Source organism: Hansschlegelia sp. KR7-227 (assembly GCF_049446035.1).
Lineage (GTDB): Bacteria > Pseudomonadota > Alphaproteobacteria > Rhizobiales > Methylopilaceae > Methylopila.
This window is the reverse complement of sequence record NZ_JBMSEA010000001.1, coordinates 1,831,778-1,851,111: the sequence shown is the minus strand read 5'-3', so window position 1 is coordinate 1,851,111 and position 19,334 is coordinate 1,831,778. Positions and strand designations below refer to the sequence as shown.

Annotated in this window: 14 protein-coding genes and 1 tRNA gene; 9 read left to right on the top strand and 6 right to left on the bottom strand. The window is 70.3% G+C overall.

Annotated features, from left to right (window positions below):
• Positions 1-134 precede the first annotated feature (134 nt).
• The 7 genes from ACO2RJ_RS08645 to ACO2RJ_RS08615 all read left to right on the top strand — a co-directional run bounded on the left by ACO2RJ_RS08645 (position 135) and on the right by ACO2RJ_RS08615 (position 9,782).
• Positions 135-1,007, top strand: coding sequence for an SDR family oxidoreductase (locus ACO2RJ_RS08645; protein ID WP_423267585.1), 873 nt, complete (start codon positions 135-137; stop codon positions 1,005-1,007).
• Positions 1,008-1,249: 242 nt separating this feature from the next.
• Positions 1,250-2,203 (top strand): cytochrome c oxidase subunit II, encoded by a 954-nt coding sequence (coxB, locus tag ACO2RJ_RS08640; RefSeq protein ID WP_423267584.1) that lies wholly within the window; start codon positions 1,250-1,252, stop codon positions 2,201-2,203.
• A 202-nt stretch (positions 2,204-2,405) separates the two neighbouring features.
• Positions 2,406-4,943, top strand: a complete 2,538-nt coding sequence (gene ctaD, locus ACO2RJ_RS08635; protein ID WP_423267583.1) for a cytochrome c oxidase subunit I — start codon at positions 2,406-2,408, stop codon at positions 4,941-4,943.
• A 175-nt stretch (positions 4,944-5,118) separates the two neighbouring features.
• Positions 5,119-5,514 (top strand): hypothetical protein, encoded by a 396-nt coding sequence (locus tag ACO2RJ_RS08630; protein WP_423267582.1) that lies wholly within the window; start codon positions 5,119-5,121, stop codon positions 5,512-5,514.
• Positions 5,511-6,149 (top strand): cytochrome c oxidase assembly protein, encoded by a 639-nt coding sequence (locus ACO2RJ_RS08625; RefSeq protein ID WP_423267581.1) that lies wholly within the window; start codon positions 5,511-5,513, stop codon positions 6,147-6,149. The genes ACO2RJ_RS08630 and ACO2RJ_RS08625 overlap by 4 nt, the downstream gene beginning before the upstream one ends.
• The gene (locus tag ACO2RJ_RS08620) at positions 6,146-7,300 is read left to right on the top strand and encodes a c-type cytochrome (RefSeq protein ID WP_423267580.1); all 1,155 of its coding nucleotides are present in this window, start codon (positions 6,146-6,148) and stop codon (positions 7,298-7,300) included. The genes ACO2RJ_RS08625 and ACO2RJ_RS08620 overlap by 4 nt, the downstream gene beginning before the upstream one ends.
• Positions 7,301-7,607: 307 nt before the next feature.
• Complete coding sequence (locus ACO2RJ_RS08615) at positions 7,608-9,782, top strand: TonB-dependent receptor (protein ID WP_423267579.1); 2,175 nt, start codon at positions 7,608-7,610, stop codon at positions 9,780-9,782.
• A gap of 153 nt (positions 9,783-9,935) precedes the next feature.
• Here ACO2RJ_RS08615 and ACO2RJ_RS08610 read toward each other — a convergent pair.
• Positions 9,936-10,010, bottom strand: a tRNA-Gln gene (locus tag ACO2RJ_RS08610).
• 164 nt (positions 10,011-10,174) lie between these two features.
• On the opposite strand from ACO2RJ_RS08610, the gene ACO2RJ_RS08605 reads away from it, so the two are divergent.
• Positions 10,175-11,086, top strand: coding sequence for an MBL fold metallo-hydrolase (locus tag ACO2RJ_RS08605; RefSeq protein ID WP_423267578.1), 912 nt, complete (start codon positions 10,175-10,177; stop codon positions 11,084-11,086).
• Here the strand turns inward: ACO2RJ_RS08605 and ACO2RJ_RS08600 are convergent.
• From ACO2RJ_RS08600 to ACO2RJ_RS08580, 5 genes are all read right to left on the bottom strand, one after another.
• Positions 11,083-11,874, bottom strand: a complete 792-nt coding sequence (locus tag ACO2RJ_RS08600) for a DUF1499 domain-containing protein (protein WP_423267577.1) — start codon at positions 11,872-11,874, stop codon at positions 11,083-11,085. The two genes, ACO2RJ_RS08605 and ACO2RJ_RS08600, sit on opposite strands and share 4 nt — an antisense overlap.
• Positions 11,871-12,992 carry a M48 family metallopeptidase gene (locus tag ACO2RJ_RS08595; RefSeq protein ID WP_423267576.1) on the bottom strand — a complete coding sequence of 374 codons (1,122 nt, stop codon included), beginning with the start codon at positions 12,990-12,992 and terminating at the stop codon, positions 11,871-11,873. The genes ACO2RJ_RS08600 and ACO2RJ_RS08595 overlap by 4 nt, the downstream gene beginning before the upstream one ends.
• A gap of 98 nt (positions 12,993-13,090) precedes the next feature.
• Positions 13,091-14,332, bottom strand: a complete 1,242-nt coding sequence (locus ACO2RJ_RS08590; RefSeq protein ID WP_423267575.1) for a DUF898 family protein — start codon at positions 14,330-14,332, stop codon at positions 13,091-13,093.
• 108 nt (positions 14,333-14,440) lie between these two features.
• Positions 14,441-15,823 carry an aminotransferase gene (locus ACO2RJ_RS08585; RefSeq protein WP_423267574.1) on the bottom strand — a complete coding sequence of 461 codons (1,383 nt, stop codon included), beginning with the start codon at positions 15,821-15,823 and terminating at the stop codon, positions 14,441-14,443.
• 44 nt (positions 15,824-15,867) lie between these two features.
• Positions 15,868-17,271: an extensin family protein gene (locus ACO2RJ_RS08580; protein ID WP_423267573.1), complete on the bottom strand. Its 1,404-nt coding sequence runs from the start codon at positions 17,269-17,271 to the stop codon at positions 15,868-15,870.
• A gap of 134 nt (positions 17,272-17,405) precedes the next feature.
• Between ACO2RJ_RS08580 and dxs the strand changes: the two genes are divergently transcribed.
• Positions 17,406-19,325, top strand: a complete 1,920-nt coding sequence (gene dxs / locus ACO2RJ_RS08575) for a 1-deoxy-D-xylulose-5-phosphate synthase (protein WP_423267572.1) — start codon at positions 17,406-17,408, stop codon at positions 19,323-19,325.
• The last annotated feature ends 9 nt before the right edge of the window (positions 19,326-19,334 follow it).

The following is a 19,334-nucleotide window of genomic DNA, read 5'->3' as shown; positions in this document are numbered from 1 at the left end:
GCGTGCGAACAACGGACGCGCGGCTTTGTTCCAGCGAACGGGCGGGCCGTTCACGTCTAAGGCGTCCAGGGGAACTACCTCGCGAGAGCCGTGTTCAACCTGGGAGGAACCCCACCGAACACGGAGAGCCGCCAATGCTCGACGACCCGAAAACCGCCCATCCCCAGCCACCGCAGCCGAACCAGAAGCAGCCCATGCCCGGCAGCGAGTCCGCGATGCGGCCGCAGGCCGATCATGGCGAGCAGAGCTACAAGGGCTCGGGCCGCCTGACCGGCCTCGCCGCGCTGATCACGGGCGCGGATTCCGGCATCGGCCGGGCCGTGGCGATCGCTTATGGGCGAGAGGGGGCGGACGTGCTGATCTCCTATTATGACGAGCACGACGACGCCCGCGAGACGGCGCGGCTGGTCGAGGAGGCGGGCCGCAAGGCCGTCGTCGTCGCCGGCGACATCAAGCAGGAGAGCCACTGCAACGACCTCGTCGCCAAGGCGATGGAGGCCTTCGGCCGGCTCGACATCCTCGTCAACAACGCCGCCCATCAGGCGAGCTTCGAGCGGATCGAGGACATATCGGCGGAAGAGTGGGACGTGACCTTCCGCACCAATGTCTACAGCCAGTTCTATCTGTCGAAGGCGGCCGTGCCCGTGATGAAGCCGGGTTCGTCGATCGTGAACACGACGTCGATCAACGCCAAGAACCCGAGCCCTCATCTTCTGGCCTACGCCACCACCAAGGGCGCGATCGCGAACTTCACGGCGGGCCTCGCAGGCCTCGTGGCCGACCGCGGCATCCGCGTGAACGCGGTCGCGCCGGGCCCGATCTGGACGCCCCTGATCCCGTCGACCATGCCGGAGGAGGCAGTGGAGAGCTTCGGAGAGAACACGCCGCTCGGCCGGGCGGGCCAGCCCGCGGAGCTCGCCGGCGCCTATGTCCTGCTCGCTTCGGGCGAGGCGAGCTACATCACCGGCGCGGTGATCCCGGTCACGGGCGGCCGGCCGATGCTCTAGCGCCGTCGGCGCGGGCCTCGTCCGGCGCCGGGCCCGCGCCGCTTGCTCTGACATCCGACGGACGGAGATCGCGGGGACGTGATCGCCCGTCCCGTCGCGCGCGACGCTTCGGGGCGGCGAGGCTCTGGCCTTGTCCGCCTCGCGCGACATTCTTGTTTGCGAAAAATTCCAATCCGGCGACGCCCGCCGCGCGCGACGGCTGACGGAGACAGACGATTTCGCCCCTCCGCCATCCGCATGTCGTGGTCCTGCTCGCATCGCCGATCCTGGCCGGCTGCTCGGGCGTGCAGTCCGCGCTCGCGCCCGCAGGGCATGAGGCGGAGGAGGTCGCGCGGCTGTTTCTCGTCATGGCGGTCGGCGCCGGCGTGATCTGGACGCTGGTGATGGCGGCGGCGATCTACGCCACGCGCATACGTCCCGAACCGCACGAGGAGCATATCGGCCGCAAGCTCATTTTGTGGGGCGGCGTCGCGTTTCCGGTTGTCGTGCTCGCGGGGCTCCTGATCTACGGGCTCGGCATGATGTCCGAGCTGCGGCGGCCGGGCGAAGGCCTGAGAATCGACGTCTCGGGCGAGCAGTTCTGGTGGCGCGTGACCTATCGGCCGAAGGACGGCGCTGAGGCGCGGAGCGCCAACGAGGTGCGGATCCCGGTCGGCGAGCGGGTCGAGTTCGCGCTAACGAGCCCGGACGTGATCCACTCGTTCTGGATCCCTGCGCTCGGCGGCAAGGTCGACATGATCCCGGGCCGCGAGAACCGTCTGGTGCTGCAGGCGGAGCGGCCCGGAACCTATCGCGGGGTCTGCGCCGAGTTCTGCGGCGCGAGCCACGCCTTGATGGCGTTTCCGGTCGTCGCGATGGCGAAGCCGGACTTTGAAGCCTGGCTCGCGGCGCAGGCGCGGCCGGCGGCGCAGGCGGTCGAGACCGCCCGCGGCGGCGAGCTGTTCCGGCTGAACGGATGCGGCGCCTGCCACGCCGTCGCGGGCACCGACGCGAAGGGCGAGGTCGGACCCGACCTTACCCGCTTCGGCGAACGCGCGACGGTGGGCGCCGGCCTGCTGCCCAACACGGCCGAGAACGTGATCCGTTTCATCATGGAGACGGACACGCTGAAGCCGCGCGCCAAGATGCCCGCCTATCCCAACCTGCCGCACGCGGACCTCGCGGCGATCGCCGCCTATCTGGGGAGCCTGAAGTGACGGCAAGGCTCGGGAACCTCTCCGCTCGCGCGAACCGCCGTGCGTGCTTCGAGACGCCTGCTTCGCAGGCTCCTCAGCATGAGGATCGTCTCCGCTTTGGCGTCCTCAAACCTCCTCATGCCGAGGAGGCCCCGAGCGCCGTGTCGAAGCACGCAGGACCGCGCCCCCATTGGGAAGCGCTCCGCTCGTCGGAAATCCGCCCATGACCGCTGAGCGCGCGCCCTCTCCCCAGGACGACCCCGAACACCGCAAGGCCCAGGAGGAGCGGCTCGAGAAGGTTTGGGAGACGCCGCCGGGCTTCCGTTACTGGTCCGCGGTCAACAATTCCGAGGTCGGGCTCTGGTACACCGCGACCTCGCTGTTCTTCTTCCTGTTCGCGGGCGTCCTGGGACTGCTGATCCGCACGCAGCTCGCCGTGCCTGAGAACGATTTCCTCTCAGCCACCTTCTACAATCAGGTCTTCACCCTCCACGGCACGGCGATGATGTTCCTGTTCGCCGTGCCGATCTTCGAGGCGGTGGCGATCGTCATCCTGCCGGAGATGCTGGGCGCGCGCGACCTGCCGTTTCCGCGGCTCTCCGCCTTCGGCTACTGGAGCTTCCTGATCGGCGGCGTGTTCGTCTGCGGATCGATCTTCTTCAATGCGGCGCCGGACGGCGGCTGGTTCATGTATCCGCCGCTGACGACGGACGAGAAGCAGACAGGCATCGGCGCCGACGTCTGGCTGCTGGGTTTGTCCTTCATCGAGGTGGCGTCGATCGCGGCGGCGGTCGAGCTCATCGTCGGCACGCTGAAGTGCCGCCCGCCCGGCATGCGCATCAATCTGATGCCGCTCTACGCCTGGTACGTGCTGGTGGTCGCCGGCATGATCCTGTTCGCCTTCCCGCCGCTGATCGCGGGCGACATCCTGTTCGAGCTCGAGCGGATGTTCGACTGGCCGTTCTTCGATCCCAAGCGCGGCGGCGACCCGCTGCTCTGGCAGCACCTGTTCTGGATCTTCGGCCACCCGGAGGTCTACATCGTGTTCCTGCCGGCGATCGCGCTGCTCGCCATGATCGTCCCGACCTTCGCGCAGCGGCCGATCCTCGGCTATTCCTGGATCGTGCTGGCCGCCGTCGGAACCGGCTTCCTGTCGTTCGGACTGTGGGTCCACCACATGTTCACGACGGGGCTGCCGTCGATCTCGCTCGCCTTCTTCTCCGCGGCCTCGGAAGCCGTCGCGATCCCGACCGGCGTGCAGATCTTCGTCTTTCTCGCGACCCTGCTCGCCGGCCGCGTGGTCTATTCGGTCCCGATGCTGTTTGCGATCGGCGCGCTCGGCATCTTCGTCTTCGGCGGGCTGACCGGCGTCATGGTGGCGCTCGCGCCGTTCGACTGGCAGGCGCACGACACCTATTTCGTAGTGGCGCATCTGCATTACACGCTGCTCGGCGGCATGCTGTTCCCGCTGATGGCGGGCCTCTATTATTACTTCCCGTTCGCGCGCGACCGGAAGCTGTCGGACCGGCTGGGCACATGGGCGTTCTGGCTGATGTTCGTCGGCTTCAACGTCACCTTCCTGCCGATGCACATAACCGGGCTGCGCGGCATGCCGCGCCGGGTGTTCACCTACGCCGAGGGGCTCGGCTTCGACACGCTCAACATGGTCTCGACGGTCGGCGCCTTCGTGTTCGCCGCCGGCGTGCTCGTCATCGTCTGGGACGTGCTGCGCCCGAGGGGTCGCGAGCCTTACGCGCCGCGCAACCCGTGGAACGCGGGCACGCTGGAATGGCTGTCGGAGAACCCGGGCAAGGACTGGGGCGTGCGCACCGTCCCCGTCGTCACCACACGATACCCGCTCTGGCAGCAGCCGAATTTCGTGCGCGACTTCGACGAGGGCCGCTTCTACCTGCCGGACGCCGAGGAGGGAAAGCGTGAGACGCTGATCACCTCGGTGCTCGACGCGCGGCCGATCCAGTGCCTCCGCGTGCCCGGCAACACCTTCATGACCATGGGCGCGGCGTTCCTGACCGGCGGCGCCTTCATCGCCGCGACTTTCTACGCCTGGACGCTGACGATCCTGTTCGCGATCGCGGCGCTGATTTCGATCCTGGTCTGGCTGTGGCGCGGCACCGCGATCATCCCCGAGAAAAAGGAGAAGGACGTCGGACTCGGACTGAGCCTGCCGCTCTACGTCTCCGGCCCGGATTCGGTCGGCTGGTGGGCGATGTTCATCACCATGATCGGCGACATGTCGGCCTTCGCCAGCCTGATCTTCGGCTACTTCTTCTACTGGACGATCCATGCGAGCGGCTTTCCCGCCGGCGATGGCGCCGGTCCGGGCGTCGTCTGGCCGACGGCCGCGCTCGCGCTTGGCGTCGCGGCCTGGGCCGCGATGCTCGCCGCCCGCCGCGCGAACGCCGCGGACCGGCCAGGCGCGCTGCGCTTCTGGCTCACGGGGGCCGCGGTCCTCGCCGTCGGGAGCGGCGCGGCGCTGCTCTGGGGACCGCACGCGACCGGGCTCGACCCCACCGCCCATGTCTACCCCGCGACTGTCTGGGTGATCGCGATCTGGACGGCCGTCCATCTCGGCGTCGGCGTGATCATGACGCTCTACTGCCTCGCGCGCTCGGTCGGGTCGAAGCTGACGGCCGCGCATGACATCGACATCCACAATGTCGTGCTGTTCTGGCACTTCGCGCTCGTGACGATCGTCGTCACCGTCGCGACGCTCGCCTTGTTCCCGCTGGCGGTCCGATGAGCGACAGCGGCCTGCATGAGCGCGGCGCGCGCTTCGAGACGCGCTTCTGCGAAGCGCTCCTCAGCATGAGGAGCGCAGAGGACGGCAGGCTCGCCCCTCCTCATGCTGAGGAGGCCCGAAGGGCCGTCTCGAAGCACGCAGCGCGTCGTGCCCGCTCAGTCCGGAGCGCCAGCCGATGATCGCCTCGATCCGCGCGAACCTCGTCACGCTTGTCACCGCCCCGACGGTCTGGGCGCTGCACTTCCTCGTCTGCTACGTCGCGGCGGCGACCCATTGCGCCAAGGCGATGGCCGACGCGCGCGTCATGACCGGCGCGGCCTGGCCGGACATCACGGAGGCGCGGATCGTGATCGCGGCCGCGACCCTCGCCGCGCTCGCCGCCATCGCGCTCGCCAGCCGCCAGGCCTGGACGCACTGGGGCGACGGCGACGCCGACCCGCCTTACGACGACGCCACCAAAGACGACCGCCAGCAGTTCCTCGGCTTCGCGACGATCCTGCTCTGCGGCCTGTCCTTCGTCGGCGTCATCTTCGTCGCGCTGCCCGCTGTGTTCATCGGGGATTGCCGATGAACCGCGCCGGCCTGGTCCTGCTCGGCCTCGTCACGCTCGCGCTCGCCTGGGCGCCGTGGACCGACGCCATCCTCGGCCACGGCTTCGCGGCGCATATGACGCGGCATATGGCGGTCGTCGCGGTCGCCGCCCCGCTGATCGCGCTCGGCGTCGTGGGCTCTGCGCGCGACCCGTCGCTCGGATGGCCGTCGGCGTTCGCCGCGATCCCCGTCTCCCTGGTCGAACTCGTCGTCGTCTGGGGCTGGCACGCGCCGGCGGCCCACGACCTCGCGCGGGTCTCGCCATGGGCGTTCGCGGCCGAGCAGGCCTCGTTCCTCGTCGCCGGCCTGTGGCTCTGGATCGCCTGTTTCGGACATGCGGCCGACGCGCGGCCGGGCCGGACGGCGCAGGGCGTGATCGCGATGCTGCTGACCTCGATCCACATGACGCTGCTCGGCGTGCTGCTCGCGACGAGCGCGCGCGCGCTCTACGCCGCCCACCACGGCGCAGCCGCCGCGGCGCTCGACCAGCAGCATGTCGGCGGCATCGTGATGCTGCTTGTCGGCGGCGCGGTCTATCTCGGCGGGGGGCTCGCGCTCGCGGCCCGGCTGCTCGGCGACGACAGGCCGGAGACGGAGCGGGGGCGCGCGGCATGAAGGGGTGGCGCGTCGACTTTCTCGTGACGCCGCTGCGCGCGGGGCTCGCGGCCGCAGCGGTCGCGGCCGGCGTGCTGGCTTTTGGCTGGTCCGGCCTGTTCAACGTCGCGGCGACCTCCGGCCATTGGCCGATCACCGACTGGTTCCTGCACTACGTCATGATCAATTCGGTGAAGACGCGATCGCTGGCGATCGAGACGCCCGGCGATCTCGACGACCCCGCGCTGATCGCCCGCGGCGCCGGGCATTTCGCGGCGGGCTGCGCCGGCTGCCACGGCGCGCCGGGCCGGCCGCGCTCCCCGGTCATCCGCGAGATGGTTCCGACCGCGCCCGATCTCGGCCCGAAAGTTCCGACATGGGAGCCGAAGCACCTGTTCTGGATCGTCAAGAACGGCGTCAAATACGCCGGCATGCCCGCCTGGGTGTCGGCCGAGGAGCGGGAGGACGAAGCCTGGGCCGTCACGGCGTTCCTGCTCAAGCTGCCCGGGATGGACGCAGACAGCTACAGGTCGCTCGCCTTCGGCGCCGAACAGGATGGGGCGGCGAACGGCTTCACGGCGGTGAAGCCCGAGCCGCAGGGCGCAGCGCCGCGCGAGGACGTGCTCGCCGACTGCGCCCGCTGCCACGGCCGCGACGGCGCAGGGCGCGACAACGCGGCCTTCCCCGTGATCGCCGGCCAGAACGAGGCCTATCTGTTCGACGCGCTGAAGGCCTACGCCGACGGACGGCGCCACAGCGGGATCATGGCGACCGCCGCCGCACGCCTTCCCGAGCCGGAGCTCAGGGCGCTCGCGGCGCATTACGCCGCTCAGCCGCCGGTCGCCGCGAAAGGCGCGCCTCCGGTCGAGGCCGCACTGGTCGCGGCGGGCGAGCGCATCGCGCGAGAGGGCGATCGCGGCGCCGGCACGCCGGCCTGCGCGTCCTGCCACGGACCATCGCCGATGGCGCGCAATCCCGCCTATCCCAGCCTCGCCGGCCAGCACGCCGCCTATCTCGAAAGCCAGCTTCGTCTCTGGGAGAAGGAGCACGACAGCCGCGGCGGCGGTCCGTTCGCCGGCGTCATGCGCAAGATCGCCTTCGGCATGACCGAAGAGCAGATCAAGGCCGTCTCCGCCTATTACGCCTCGCTCCCGCGTGAGCGGACGCCGTAGGAACCGCCATAGCCGGAGCCCGCTTCCGAGGTATGGCGAAGCTTCGGGCGGGCGAACGCGCCGGGTTCATCGAAGCAGGCATCCGACGAGCCGCTCCGACCGAGGGGAGGCGAGAGTGGCCTTCGCTCTTGACGCAATGTTATAATATTACATATTTGTCGACGCGAGGACGAGGGTCGGCCCGCTCATTGAACTGGGGACGCACGGACGCGGCTTGAGCCGCCGCCTCCTCGCGCGATGCGGCGGCTCCGGCCGCTCCACACGATAAATCGGGGTGACTCTATTGCGATCCGGCATCAGAACACGCGTGAAGGCTCGCCTTCTCGCAACGGCGGCGCTTACGCTGGCTTCAAGTTGCGGCGCTCGCGCCCAGCAGACGATCGAGCTCGACGAGATCACCGTCTCCGCGCCAAGCCCGATCGCTCCGGCGGACCAGCCGGCCGGCCCGCCGCGCGACCTGAACGGCGTGCTGCCCGTCGTCACCGACGTCTTCGCGCCGGTCACGGTCGCGCCGCGCGACGAGATCGCCCGTCGGCAGCCCGCCTCGCTTGGCGACGCCTTGCGGGACAAGCCGGGCCTCGCCGGGTCGACCTTCGCGCCGGGGGCTGACAGGCCCATCATTCGCGGCCTCGAGGGACCGCGCGTTCAGATCATCGAAAACGGGCTCGGCGTCCACGACGTGTCCGCGCTCGGCGAGGATCACGCCGTGCCGGTCAGTCCGCTGATCGCCGACCAGATCGAGGTGATCCGCGGACCCGCGACACTGCGCTACGGCTCCTCGGCGATCGGCGGCGTCGTGAGCGTCGAGAACGACCGAATCCCGCAGTTCGAGCCGCCGGGCGGGTATTCGGCGGAGGCGATCGCCGGGCTCTCTTCGGTCGACCGCGGCCGCTCGACCGCCGCGCGGATAGACGCGGGCCACGACGGTTTTCTGGTCCACGCCGACGGCTTCGCGACGAGAGCCGAAAACTACGCCACGCCGGACGGACGGCAGGCGAACTCAGCGGCGCGGTCGACCGGCGGAGCGATCGGGTTCTCGAAGGTCTTCGATCAAGGCTATGTTGGGCTAGCCTACAGCCATTACGACAGCTTCTACCACATTCCGGGCGGGGAATCGGCCGAGCTGAACAGCCGGCTTGATCCGGAACAGGACAAGATCCAGGCTCAGGGCGAGTATCGCTTCAACGACGGACCCTTTTCGGCCGTCCGCTTCTGGATCAACGCGTCACGCTACAAGCACCGCGAGCTGGGTTTCGAGGAAGAACATGGTCATGATCACGACGATCATGATCATGACCATGACGAAGATCACGATCATGACGAGGCCCGCGAGGATGTCGTCCACGGAGTGTTCAAGAACCGTGAGGTTGAAACGCGGGTCGAACTGCAGCACGCGCCGGCGGCCCTGTCGTTCGGCGCTTTGACCGGCGCCTTCGGCGTCCAGGCCGGCCACGGCAAGCTCAAGACGTTCGGCGAAGGCGAGGGCCTGATCGCGCCGACCGACACGAGGACGGTCGCCGCTTATGCTTTCGAGCAGATCGACTTCGGTCGCGGGCTGAAGTTCCAGGCCGCGGGCCGCATCGAACATGCCGACGTCGACGGAACGGCGACCAGTTTTCCGGGGCTCGTCCCCGACGGAAGCGATCCTGTCAGCCAGGGGCGAGACCGAAAGTTCACGCCGATGAGCGGGAGTCTCGGCCTGCTTCAGGAGCTGCCGCATGGCTTCGTGGCGAGCCTGACCGGACAATATGTCGAGCGCGCGCCAAGCGGCCTCGAGCTGTTTTCGCGCGGCGCCCATCACGCCGCAGGTCTGTTCGAAATCGGCGATCCGAACCTCAAACTCGAGAAGGCGAGGTCGCTCGAGATCGGCTTGAGGCGGGCCGAGGGGGCGCTCCGGCTCGACGCCAGCGCCTATCACACCTGGTTTGACGGTTTCATCTATCGCCGGCTGACGGGCATCCAATGCGGCCACGAGTTCGACAGCTGCGGCGAGGAGGACGAGTTCGACCAGAGCGTCTATTCCCAGAAGAACGCGAAGTTCTATGGCGTCGAGCTCTCAGCGCAGTTCGACGCGATGATCATCGGCCGGCACGTCTTCGGTATCGAGGGCCAGTACGACTTCACCCGCGCGAAATTCACCGACGGCGCCAACGTCCCGCGCATCCCGCCGCACCGGCTGGGCGGCGGCGTCTTCTGGCGCAGCGAGGACGGCTTCTTCGCCCGCGTCGGGCTGCTCCACGCCTTCGCGCAGAACAAGACCGGCGAACTCGAAACGCGCACGCCCGGCTACGACAATCTGAAGGCGGAGCTCAGCTACACGCGGGAGTTCGATCGCCGGACGACCAAGATCAGCTCGCTGACGGTCGGCGTCCTAGGAGACAACCTGCTCGACCAACGCATCCGCAACGCCGCCTCCTTCAAGAAGGACGAGATTCTTCTGCCCGGCGCCGGCGCGCGCGCCTTCGTGCGCGCGAAGTTCTAGACGGGAGCCTGATCGCCTCAGATCGTCGTGCCGGCCGAGGCGGCGGGACCGGATCTTGTCCGGCGGACGAACGCGCGCTTCCGCGAATGTCCGCTGCGGGCGCCTTCACGCGCGCGGCCGTCGAGGCGTCTCGGGATCAACGACGATCACGCTTGGCTGGGGCGGGAGGATTCGAACCTCCGGATGGGGGAATCAAAATCCCCTGCCTTACCACTTGGCTACGCCCCAGCGAGGCCGCGCGGGCCGTCGGCGGCATGGATAGCGGCGGCGCGCCGCCGCCGCAATGGCCGCGTGGGGCCCCGCGGCGGGCGCGTCCGTCTTCCGGCGGAGCGGTTGCGCCGGAACGGCCGGCCGTCCAGAACGGGCGATCGCCGCAGACGGAACGCGTCTCCATGTCCGACGAGATCGATTTCGACCGTTCACGGGACGCGGCGGCCGGCGAGGTCGTGCAGGTCGCGCCCGGCGTGCGCCGGATCATCGCGCCGAACCCCTCGCCCTTCACCTTCACCGGCACCGCGACCTATCTCGTCGGCCGCGGAAAGGTCGCGATCGTCGATGCCGGGCCGGACGATCCCCGGCATCTCGCCGCGGTGCTGAAGGCGGTCGAGGGCGAGACCGTCCGTTTCATCGCCGTGACCCACACCCATCTCGACCACACCGCCGGCCTGCGCGCGATGGCGGACGTGACGGGCGCCGAGGTGGTCGGGGCCGGGCCGCACCGCGCCTTCCGGCTCCTGCGCGACGGCGAGCGCGACAGCCTCGAGGCCGGCGTCGACACGGCCTACCGGCCCGATCGCGAGCTTGGCGACGGCGACGCCGTCGCGGGCGACGGCTGGACGCTCGTCGCGGTGGCGACGCCGGGGCACACCGCGAACCATCTCGCCTTCGCGCTCCCCGAATCCAACTTGCTGCTGTCCGGCGATCACGTGATGGCCTGGTCCACGACGATCGTCGCGCCGCCGCATGGCGCCATGGGCCCCTACGTCGCCTCGCTGCGCAAGCTGATCGAGCGGCCGGAGGACCTCTATCTGCCCGGCCACGGGCCGGCGCTGCGCAACGCGCGCAGCTTCACGCGGCATCTGCTCGGCCATCGCCTGATGCGCGAGACCGCGATCCGGGAGCGCATCGCGCGGGGTCCCCGCCGCATTCCGGAGCTCGTGGCCGAGCTCTATCGCGGGCTCGACCCGCGGCTCGCCGGCGCGGCGGGGCTGTCGGTCTTCGCCCATCTCGAGGAGATGGTGGCGCGCGGCGAGGCCGCGACCGACGGTCCGCCCCGGCTCGACGGGATGTTCCGCCGGGTCTAAGGCGTCGCGTTGGCGGCCGCCGTGAGGTCGGCGAAGAAGGCCCGGATGCGGTCGGCGTTGGCGCCGAAGTCGGCGCGGCCGATGCGGGAGGCCGAGCGCATGTCGATTCGGGCGCCCTCGCCATCCTCCCGGATGCGGATCGAGACGTCGTTCTGCAGTCCGAGCAGCGGCGTGCGGGCCACCGCCTCGATGCGGCCGGTCGGCGGCCCGCCGCGCGGGAAGGCGGTCGGCCCGAGAAGCCGCCAGCCGCGGTCGTCGATCAGGCCGATCGCGAGGTTGGCGACGTCGTTCGCCGGCAGCGCGAGCCGGAGCGTGCCGATGTCCGGATAGCCCGCCCGCTGGGCTTCCGCCTGCGCCGGCGGAATGACCGGGGGCGGCGCGGGCAGGTCGCTTGGCCCGCGGTCGCGGCCGGCGCGCTCGAACCGCGGCGGATCGGCGAGATCGGTCGAGACGTCGACCAGCGCGGGCGCGCCGATCCGGCTCGCCGCCACATAGGCCGGTCCGCCCAGCACCGCCGCGGCGATGACGATCGCGGCGAGCGCGCGCCCGCCGCCCTTGGCCCCGCTGGTCCAGACGACGACCAGCGCCACGACGCCGAGCAGGGCGGCGAGGGCGGCGAGCGCGAGCCCGGCCACGAGCGCGGCGAGGCCGGAGGCCCCGTCCACGGCCTGCAGGCGCGTAAGCGCGAAGGCGTAGAACGTCACGCAGGCGGAGAACGCCGCGAGCCAGAGCGCGCAGCGCGCGACGACGGACCGCGCGGCGGGCAGGGGCTTCACCACGAACGTCACGGCCGGGATCCTCCGCAGATGCTCTTCAGAGCCCGGAAGGACGCCTCGTCCATCATTGTCGAACTCGCGTCGCCGGCGTCGCCGACGGCGACGTCGATCGCGCGCTTGCGCTCGGCCGTCGCCGGGTGGGAGGCCAGATAGTCCAGCGGCGAGCCCTTGTCGTCCTCCTCGGCGTCGAGCCGGGCGAGGAACCCGCCCAGCGCCTTCGGATCGCCGCCGATCTTGCGCATGAGCGCCACGGCGTAGGCGTCCGCCGCGCTTTCGACGGCGCGCGAATAGGACGCCTCGCTCAGCGTGCGCGCGATGAAGATCGCGACCGTGCCCCCGGCGAAGTCGCCGAGCACGAAGCCGAACAGGAACGAGGTCCCGCCGGCCTGCAGCGTGCGGCGGGATCCGTCGCGATGGGCGACATGGCCGATCTCGTGAGCGAGCACGCCCGCGACCTCGTCGGGGCTTTGCGCCGCCTGGATCAGGCCGTTGAACAGGTAGACGGGGCTGCCGGGCAGAGCGAGCGCGTTCGGAATGTCGCTGTCGACCGCGACGATCCGGATCGGGATCGGCAGTCCGGCGGCGTCCGAAAGCCGCTTCGCCAACGCGTCAAGCGCGGCGCGGCCGGGCTTTTCCTCGGGGCGGTCGCCGCATTCGAAGCGATCGCCGCCGATCGGCAGGACGTAGCGGATCTGACGGTCGACGGCCGCGCCCATGCGCTGGTCGACGCTCCAGGGCAGCAGCGGCGCGATCTGGTCGGCGAGGGCGGGAACGCCGTAGACGCCGAACAGCGCCGCCGAGACGACCGCGGCCAGGCTCCACAGCACCACGCGGCGCTGGACGCTGGCTTCCGCGACATGGGCGGTGTTGAGATTGGGCGACCAAGCGCGGATGTGCTCAGCCAAAGCGGGGTCGCGAAGATCGAGCCGCGCGAGCGGCGCGGAGCCCTCGCAGGTCAGGCGCAGCTGGCCGGGTACGCCCGGAACCTCGCGCAGATCGGCGAACGGCCAGTCGGCGATGCGGCGGCCGTCGGTCCCACGGATGGCGAGATCAGCGCCGAGCGCGACATGCACGTCCTGTCGGAGGCTGGTCTGCCCGTCGAAATAAACGCCCGTTCCCGTCGCCGTCACTCAACGCGTCTCCCGGGCGGCGACGCGCGGCGCGCCTCCCCCCGGCCATTCTAGCCGAGACCGCGCCGGCTTCCATCATCGCGGCGAAGGAGGTGGCCTCAAAAGCCGCCGAAGTCGAGCGCGTCGGCGACGCCCTCGCCGAACGCGCCGGCGACGGGCTCGAGCGACTGGGCCGCCATCAGCGCCGGGAGCCCCGTGATCGCGACGCTTTCGAAGGACCGCCGCCACAGCGAGCGGGCGCCGAAAAGCTGCCACAGACCGGCGGCGCCCATGACGAACAGAAAATAGGCCGCGACCGTCACGATGGCCAGGACGACGCCGGCGCCGCTTCCGGCGCTCTCCGCGCTTTCGGCCATCTCTTGGATGGCGGGCAGTCCGCCGACCGCGAGGACGATCGCGAAGATCACGAGGCCGACGATCGCCGAGAACAGCAGCATGACGAGAAGGAAGCGGACATAGACGCCGAAGAAGGCGAACAGGCCGAGGTCGCAGCGCGCCGCCGCCGGCCCGATCCGGCAGCCATTCGCCCACCAGCGGTATTCGACCGCCTGATAGAGCGGCGGGACGACGAGCAGGCCGAGCAGCGCCGGAAGCGCCAACATCGCCCCGAGGGCGCCGCCCTGCGCTCCGCCAGGCGAGCCCCCGGCCCCCAATTGCGCGGCGACCACGCCGCCGACGACCATCGGCCCGAGGATGAGGACGACCGCGAGCAGCCAGAGCAGCACGCCGCGCTTGAAGAGCTGTCCCCCGGTCGCGGCGAACGACCCCTGCTGGTCGCCATAGGCGGTGTGGTCCATCTTGTAACGCTCGAGGCTCGCGCGGCCCCAGGGGTAGGCGAGGCCGAGCGTCAGGATCGTCGCGAACGCCCAGAGAAAGCTGCGGCCGGCATAAGCGAGGCCGGACCCCGTCTGCTGGAACCGAATGCCGCGCCAGACCGTGCGGGTGAGCCGATAGCGGCGAGCCCGGTAGAGCGCGAATTGCGCGAGAAACACCAGCCCGATCGTGGTCGCCACCTGCGCGACGACTCCGCCGATCGGGCCCGCCAGCGTGGCCGCGAGAAACACCAGCCCGTAGAAGGGGATCAGCACCGCGAGCGCGATCAGGAAGCCGATGAACAGCTCCACGCCGCGGCCGAGATATTCGAGATTGTCGTTGTCGATCTCCGTCCTGCTCCAGAGGAAGCGGCGGATGTCGGTCTGGTACCAGAAGCGGTAGATGCCGAGCGTGACGACGGTGAGCAGGAGGCCCTTGACCACCGTCGGGGCCATCGCGCCGGCCGCGCCGTGAAAGCGCGGCCGCTGTTCGCCGCCGGACCCGAAGGCCGCGTTCCTCTGGTCCACCGCAGCCCCCGCATGCGTTTGTGGCGGCGGCGCCGGCCGCACGCCTGGATTGCGGTCATAGATCACGGAATCGGCGCCGAGGCGAGTTGGTCGGAGGTCTGAGCCGGCTCAGGCCGCCGCGCGCAAGCCCTGCTGCGACACCCAGGCTTCGGCGCGGTCGAGGGCTGTGGCGAGCCGGTCGAACAGAGCGTCGATCTCGCTGTCCGAGATCACCATCGGCGGGCAGATCGCGATCGAATCGCCGATCGCGCGCACGATCAGGCCCTCATCCTGAGCGAAGGCGACCACCTTGGGGCCGACGCCCTGCTTCGGGTCGAAGGAACGCTTGCTCGCCTTGTCCGCGACGGGCTCGACCGCGCCGACCAGTCCCATTCCGCGCGCCTCGCCGATCAGCGGATGGTCGGCCAGCGCCTTCAGCCGCTGCTGGAACAGTGGCGTGACCGTGCGGACATGGCCGATCGTGTTCTCGCGTTCGTAGATTTCGATCGTCTTCAGCGCGACGGCTGCGGCCACGGGATGGCCGGAATAGGTGAAGCCGTGGCCGAAGACTCCGATCTTCTCGCTCTGGCGGATCAGCGCCTCGTCGATCCAGTCGGGGATGATCACGGCGCCGAGCGGGATGTAGGCGGAGGTCAGCTGCTTGGCGACCGACACCGTGTCCGGCTTCATGCCGAGCGCGGTCGAGCCGAACCATTCGCCGAGCCGGCCGAAGCCGCAGATCACCTCGTCGGCGATCAACATCACGTCGTGCTTCTCCAGCACCGCCTGGATCGCGGGATAGTAGCCGGCCGGCGGCACGATCACGCCGCCCGCGCCCATCACCGGCTCGGCGATGAAGGCGGCGACCGTCTCGGGCCCTTCCGCCTCGATCTGCGCGTCGAGTTCGGCCGCGAGCCGCGCGGCGAACGCCTCCTCGCTCTCGCCCTCCTGCCCGAAGCGGTAGTGGTGCGGGCAGGCGGCGTGGCGCACGCTCGACAGCGGCAGGTCGAAGTCGATGTGGTTGTTCGGCAGCCCAGTCAGGCTGGCGCTCGCGATGGTCACGCCGTGATAGGCCTTGATCCGCGAGATGATCTTCTTCTTCTGCGGACGTCCGAGCGCGTTGTTGACGTACCAGACGAGCTTCATCTGGGTGTCGTTGGCCTCGGAGCCCGAGGAGCAGAAGAAGACCTTCGCGGCCTGCATCGGCGCGAGCTCCTTCAGCTTCTCGGCGAGCGCGATCGCCGGATCGTGGCTCTTGCCGCTGAAGAGATGTGCGAAGGGCAGCTTGCCCATCTGCTCCGCGGCCGCCTCGACCAGCTCCTTGCGTCCGTGTCCCAGCCCGTTGCACCAGAGCCCGGCCATGCCCTCGATATAGGGCTTGCCGTCGACGTCGTAGACGAACACGCCCTCGCCGCGCTCAAGGATCAGCGTGCCCTGCGTCGGCAGCGTCGCGAGGTTGGAGTAGGGGTGAAGCACGGTCGCGACGTCGCGCGCCTGCAGATTGGTCAGCATGGTCCGGGCTTTTCGTTCGCGATGAGGGATCGTTCGCGACAGGCTTAGGGAGTTTCCGCCGGCCGCGGAAGGGGCAGCGGCGGATGGCTGGCCGCAGGCTTTGGCGCCTCGCTTCCGGGGGCGGGCTTCGCCGCGGCGGGCTCCTCGTCGCTTCCGTCCTCGTCGGCGACCTTCGGCTCGTCCCACTGACAGAGCTTCGACTTGGATTTGCGCGGCTGGAGATCGAGGTGCAGATGGCTCTCGTGATGGCCGTCCGAGCCGGGTCCGAGCACAGTGTCGAAGCGGCCGCAGGCTGCGTCTTTCGCTTTGCCTGAAAGGGCTTGCGGCATGTCTTTCGCGAAGATCGCGAACGTGCCGCCGGTCTTCAGGGTGAGGCCCGAGAGGTCGACCGCATTGGCGCGGCCGTGCTCGCTCATCTTTCCGCCGGCGGCGCCGTTGCGGCCGCGGCACATGAAGGAGCCGGCGATCTCGACTTTGACCAGCGCGTCGCCCGCCTGCTCGGCCGCCGGCGCGAGGTCGTCGCGGACATAGGCCGCGAGCTCGCGCGCCATCGCGCAGCGCAGGGTGGCGGCGGGCTTGATCGGGATGGTCGCGCCGTCCCTGCGGCGGACTCCGGTAAGCTCGACAGGCGCCCGGGAGCCGCAGACGCCCGGCCCTTCGATCGAAGGCGCCGGCGTGAACTCCGCGACGCCGTCCGCCTCCAGCGCCCTGCAGTCCGGATCGTCCGCGAAGGCGAGTTCCGGGAGCGCCAGGGCTGGCGCCGAAGGCTCCGGCTTGGCCTCTTCCAGCGGTTCGGGCGGCAGCGACGCCTGAGGCGGTACATCCGGGCCGTCGTCCGATCGACGCGGCGGCAACGGCGGCGCGAGCGCGGTCGGCGGGTTGGCCGCGCCAGGTTCGTTCGCGCCCGTCTCGCGCTGCGGCGGGAGCGGGACAGCCGCGTCGGGCGGCGTCGCGACCGGCGCGGGTCGGGCCGTGGGAGCGTCGGACGGCCGGCTCATCATGACGGCCAGCACATTCGCCGGCGCCGGCGCCGGGCCGTCCGCCGGCAGGAGCGGCGGATCGGGCGGCTGAGGGACCTGCGCGAGCACGGCCGACCAGTCCTCCTGCTCGCGCCGCGTGCCGCCGCGCGGCGCGAGCGTCGCGGGGCCGGCGGCGCGCGGGAGCGCGGCGTCGCGCCGGTCCGTGAGCGCGGGTCGGCGCGGAGGGGAGGGCGGGGCCTGGTCGCGGCGTTTCACGCCGGGCTTCTGGCGCGCCGGACGAGCCTTTTCAGGCTTGGCCCGGCGGGGCTTGCGGGCCGGCTTGCGCTCGTTCTCCCACGGAAAGCGGAACTGGACGAGTTCGAACGCGGGCGCGGTCCAGATCGATGCCGCCGGCGCGGCGCACGCCTCCGCGCCAAGCGCGAGACATGCCCCGAGACCCAACAGCGCGGCGCGCGCGAGAGCTCTCATCGCCTGACGACATTGATCATCCCGGGCGTTCGACAAGGCCCGGACGCTTTCCGCCGTACGGACGCCATGTTTGCGCGGCCTGTGACGCTCGTGTAACCCTCGCCGCTTGAGTTCAGAGGACGTCCGGACCCCACGTGACCCTTCCGTCGACAACCCCGCTCCTTGATTCCATCGCCGCTCCGTCCGACCTGCGCCGCCTCCCCGAGGAGAGGCTGACGCAGGTCGCCGACGAGCTTCGGCGCGAGACGATCGACGCCGTCTCGGTGACCGGCGGCCATCTCGGGGCCGGGCTCGGCGTCGTCGAGCTGACCGTCGCGCTGCACCACGTGTTCGACACGCCGGACGACCGGCTGATCTGGGACGTCGGCCACCAGTGCTATCCGCACAAGATCCTCACCGGCCGGCGCGACCGCATCCGCACGCTGCGTAAGGGCGGAGGGCTCTCGGGCTTCACGCGCCGGACGGAGAGCGCCTACGACCCGTTCGGCGCCGCGCACTCCTCGACCTCGATCTCTGCCGGTCTCGGCATGGCGGTCGCGCGCGACCTCAAACGCGGCGACAACCACGTCGTCTGCGTGATCGGCGACGGGGCGATGTCGGCGGGCATGGCCTATGAGGCGATGAACAACGCCGGCGCGCTTGGGAGCCGCCTGATCGTCATCCTCAACGACAACGACATGTCGATCGCCCCGCCGACGGGGGCGATGTCGGCCTATTTCGCGCGGCTGGTCTCCGGGCGCACCTATCTGTCGCTGCGCGAGATCGGCCGCGGCCTTGCGAAGAAGCTGCCGAAATTCGTGGAGCGCGGCGCCGCGCGGGCGGAGGAGTACGCCCGCGGCCTCGCCATGGGCGGCACGCTGTTCGAGGAGCTCGGCTTCTACTATGTCGGCCCGATCGACGGCCACGACCTCAGCCATCTGCTGCCCGTCCTGAAGAACGTCAGAGACGCCGAGCAGGGCCCGATCCTGGTCCATGTCGTGACCCAGAAGGGCAAGGGCTACGCGCCGGCCGAGGCTTCGGAGGACAAGTATCACGGCGTCTCCGCCTTCGACGTGGTGTCGGGCGCGCAGGCCAAGCCCAAGGCCAACGCGCCGAGCTACACCAAGGTGTTCGCCGAGAGCCTGATCCGCGAGGCCGAAAGCGACGACCGCATCGTCGCGATCACCGCGGCGATGCCCGGCGGCACCGGGCTCGACCTGTTCGGCCGGGCGTTCCCCAGCCGCATGTTCGACGTCGGCATCGCCGAGCAGCACGCCGTCACCTTTGCGGCGGGGCTCGCCACCGAAGGGCTGAAGCCGTTCTGCGCGATCTACTCGACCTTTCTGCAGCGCGCTTATGACCAGGTCGTGCACGACGTCGCCATCCAGAAGCTGCCGGTGCGCTTCGCGCTCGACCGTGCGGGCCTCGTCGGCGCCGACGGCGCGACTCACGCCGGCGCCTACGACCTCGCATTCCTCGGCTGCCTGCCGGATTTCGTGCTGATGGCGCCGGCCGACGAGGCCGAGCTCGTCCACATGGTCGCGACCGCCGCGGCCTATGACGAGGGTCCGTCCGCGTTCCGCTATCCGCGCGGCGAAGGCGTCGGCGTCGAGCTGCCGATGCGCGGCCGGGCGCTCGCGATCGGGCGCGGCCGGGTGCTGCGCGAGGGCGCGACGGTCGCCCTGCTGTCGCTCGGAACGCGCCTGCAGGCGGCGCTGGAGGCCGCCGAAGAGCTCGCGCTCAAGGGCGTGTCGACGACGGTCGCGGACGCGCGCTTCGCCAAGCCGCTCGACCGCGATCTGGTGGCCAGGCTCGCGCGCGAGCACGAGGTACTGATCACGATCGAGGAGGCGGCGCCCGCCGGGGGCTTCGGCTCAGCCGTGCTGCATCTGCTCGCGGGCGAGGGGCTGCTCGACCGCGGGCTCAAGATCCGCACGCTCGCCCTGCCGGATCGCTTCATCGATCACGACCGGCCGGACCGTCAGCTGGCCGAGGCCGGCCTCGACGCCCGGACGATCGCGGCCGCCGCGCTCGCCGCGCTCGGCCGCGAAGGCCGGGCGGCGCTCAGGGCCTGACGGCGGGAC

Coding starts and splice junctions, on each gene's coding strand:
- ACO2RJ_RS08645 (WP_423267585.1), top strand. CDS start 135: ATGCTCGACGACCCGAAAACCGCCCATCCCCAGCCACCGCAGCCGAAC.
- ctaD (WP_423267583.1), top strand. CDS start 2,406: ATGACCGCTGAGCGCGCGCCCTCTCCCCAGGACGACCCCGAACACCGC.
- ACO2RJ_RS08630 (WP_423267582.1), top strand. CDS start 5,119: ATGATCGCCTCGATCCGCGCGAACCTCGTCACGCTTGTCACCGCCCCG.
- ACO2RJ_RS08625 (WP_423267581.1), top strand. CDS start 5,511: ATGAACCGCGCCGGCCTGGTCCTGCTCGGCCTCGTCACGCTCGCGCTC.
- ACO2RJ_RS08620 (WP_423267580.1), top strand. CDS start 6,146: ATGAAGGGGTGGCGCGTCGACTTTCTCGTGACGCCGCTGCGCGCGGGG.
- ACO2RJ_RS08605 (WP_423267578.1), top strand. CDS start 10,175: ATGTCCGACGAGATCGATTTCGACCGTTCACGGGACGCGGCGGCCGGC.
- ACO2RJ_RS08585 (WP_423267574.1), bottom strand. CDS start 15,823: ATGCTGACCAATCTGCAGGCGCGCGACGTCGCGACCGTGCTTCACCCC.
- ACO2RJ_RS08580 (WP_423267573.1), bottom strand. CDS start 17,271: ATGAGAGCTCTCGCGCGCGCCGCGCTGTTGGGTCTCGGGGCATGTCTC.